Origin of the sequence: Sphingomonas mali NBRC 15500 (genome assembly GCF_001598415.1) — a bacterium.
GTDB classification, from domain to species: domain Bacteria; phylum Pseudomonadota; class Alphaproteobacteria; order Sphingomonadales; family Sphingomonadaceae; genus Sphingomonas; species Sphingomonas mali.
The window spans coordinates 1-2206 of record NZ_BCYX01000089.1 but is presented as its reverse complement, the minus strand read 5'-3'; the positions used below and the strand labels follow the sequence as shown (position 1 = coordinate 2206).

Sequence of the window (2206 nt, the reverse complement as noted above, 5' to 3'; positions counted from 1 at the left end):
CACGGGGAGGGGGACCAAGACGCGTAGCGGCTTGGTGGAGGGGGCCCTCGATCGCTGGCCTCCTTGGTTGGGGCTAGTTGGTCGCGGGCCCCCTCCACCACGCGGCTAGCGCCGCGCGGTCCCCCTCCCCGTTCCGGGGAGGATTTAGCTACCCGACAACCTCGGTTCGTCATCCATCCCGCTGAACCCTTGCACCCCTTGCGCGTTTCTCCCTCCGAGCGGGGGTTGGAGACACACCATGCGCCTGCTGTTCCTAACCCTCGCGTTCGTCTCGTCCGCAGCGATAGCGCAGGACAATACCTCGCCTCCGCCCCCTGACGGCATCGCCGTCGAGACGGTCGGGCTCAACCCGGGCGAGGCCAAGACCTTCGTGCTGCGCCCCGGCAAGAACCACCAATTGCTAGTTCCCGCCGCGATCGACGATACCGGCGCGATCTCGGTGACCTACACCAACAGCGCGGGCAAGTCGGCGATCACCGTTACCAGCGGCCTCGGCCCGATGACCTACAAAGTGCTGTCGGATCCGACCGGGAGCGGCGGCTATGTCGACGCCGGCACCTTCACCATGCGCGGCAACGGCACCGCGACGACCGAGACCTTCAATCGCGATCTCGGCGCGATCGTCGTCGGCGAGTTCAAGCAGGCCGGCTGAGCGGGGACGGACTCACAGCCCCTTGCGGCCGAAACCACGCGCCGCCGGTGCGGTCATAGCGGGTTGCGGCTGGTAGGCCGGCGCCGGGGTGGGCGCAGCCGCCGCGCCGCCGCCATTTTCCAGTTCGGCGAGCCGCGCGCTGACCCGCGATTCGAACGGATCGGCCTCGGCGAAGGACCTGCGCGCCGGGCGGCGGAAGAAGGGAGTCAGCACAGCGCGCAACGCCGACCGCATCATGAACCGCAGGATCGCGAAGAAGCTGACGATGAAGATCGCGGCGACGATGCCGAGGCTGCCCGATCCGCGCCGGGCGGGCGAGCGATAGGGAACCGGCTGTCCGGCGACCGGCGCGCCGTCGCCGTCACGCGCGACCTGACCGCCCCGCGCGGCGACGGGCGGAATGTAGTCCGCGGTCGGATCCTCGCCCAGCGCCAGCGTGACCGCGCTCAGCTTTTCCGGGTCGAGCTTGATGTAGAGGTCGTCGTGATAGAGGACGAAACCCTGTCCGGCCCGCGCCACGTCGGCGCCGTTCACCCGCTCGGTCGAATAGAGATAGCCAAGATCCAGAAATTGGCCGTCACGCTCGAATGGATATTCGTTGGGCAAGTCGCGGACCAGGTCGATCCTGGAACTGGTCGGCATGCGGAAATTGGGCTCGGCCAAGGCGGGCGCCGCGGGCATGGCAGCGGCCAGCGCGACGGCCAGCACCGCGAGCGAACGGACGGATCGGGTCATCTCTTGGCCCCCTTGGCTCGAACGTCGATCGGGATACCCAAAACGGGTAAAAATAGGCTGAAGCCGTGCCCGGGCGCCTCGATCGTTGCGGTATCGATTCGACTGGTCGAGGAGAATGGGCTGGTTTAGGCTGCTGGAATCGTCATCGATTTGGGGAAACGCGATGAATACGATGCTCGGCCTGTCGCTTCCGGCCTTTACCCAGTTGCACGTCATCATCAGCCTGATCGGCATCGTCGCCGGACTGGTCTTCTTCGCCGCCTTGATCGCCGGCCGCTGGCTGTCGCTGATCAACGGCCTGTTCCTGGTCTTCACCATCCTGACCAGCGTCACCGGCTTTCTGTTCCCGCCCAAGCCGATCGGGCCGCCGTTCATTTTCGGGGTAGTGTCGCTGGTCGTGCTCGCGGTCGCGCTTTACGCGTTGTACGGGCGAAAACTGGCCGGCGGCTGGCGGCGCGTGTTCCTGGTGACCGCCTTGTTCGCGCAATGGCTCAACATGGTCGTGCTGGTGGTCCAGAGCTATCAGAAGATCCCCGCGCTCCACGCGCTGGCACCGCTCGGCAACGAGCCCGCCGTGCTGGCGACGCAAGGCGTGGTCGCGGCGCTGATCCTCTATTTCGCCTGGACGACGTTACGGCGCCCGGCTGTTTGATCTGGTAGCGCAGGGAGCACGTCAGCACACTAGCCCCTCCCCTTCAGGGGAGGGGTCGGGGGTGGGGGATGCCTCGCAGAGCGTATCGCCCGTGACTGCCCCACCCCAACCCCGTTCCGGGTGAACGATGCCCCGCATCGTTCAGGCCATGCCGGGGGCATGGCCGG

Annotated in this window: 3 protein-coding genes; 2 read left to right on the top strand and 1 reads right to left on the bottom strand. The window is 67.0% G+C overall.

What is annotated here, in order from left to right; translation table 11 throughout:
• Positions 1-238 precede the first annotated feature (238 nt).
• Positions 239-652, top strand: coding sequence for a hypothetical protein (locus SMA01S_RS23870; RefSeq protein ID WP_066827963.1), 414 nt, complete (start codon positions 239-241; stop codon positions 650-652).
• A gap of 12 nt (positions 653-664) precedes the next feature.
• Here the strand turns inward: SMA01S_RS23870 and SMA01S_RS23865 are convergent, their stop codons facing one another.
• A complete protein-coding gene (locus SMA01S_RS23865) occupies positions 665-1387 on the bottom strand; it encodes a hypothetical protein (protein ID WP_066827961.1) in 723 nt (240 codons plus the stop codon).
• Between the two features lie 163 nt (positions 1388-1550).
• Here SMA01S_RS23865 and SMA01S_RS23860 point away from each other — a divergent pair, with 163 nt between their 5' ends.
• Positions 1551-2039, top strand: coding sequence for a hypothetical protein (locus tag SMA01S_RS23860; RefSeq protein WP_157094125.1), 489 nt, complete (start codon positions 1551-1553; stop codon positions 2037-2039).
• The last annotated feature ends 167 nt before the right edge of the window (positions 2040-2206 follow it).

Coding starts and splice junctions, on each gene's coding strand:
- SMA01S_RS23870 (WP_066827963.1), top strand. CDS start 239: ATGCGCCTGCTGTTCCTAACCCTCGCGTTCGTCTCGTCCGCAGCGATA.
- SMA01S_RS23865 (WP_066827961.1), bottom strand. CDS start 1,387: ATGACCCGATCCGTCCGTTCGCTCGCGGTGCTGGCCGTCGCGCTGGCC.
- SMA01S_RS23860 (WP_157094125.1), top strand. CDS start 1,551: ATGAATACGATGCTCGGCCTGTCGCTTCCGGCCTTTACCCAGTTGCAC.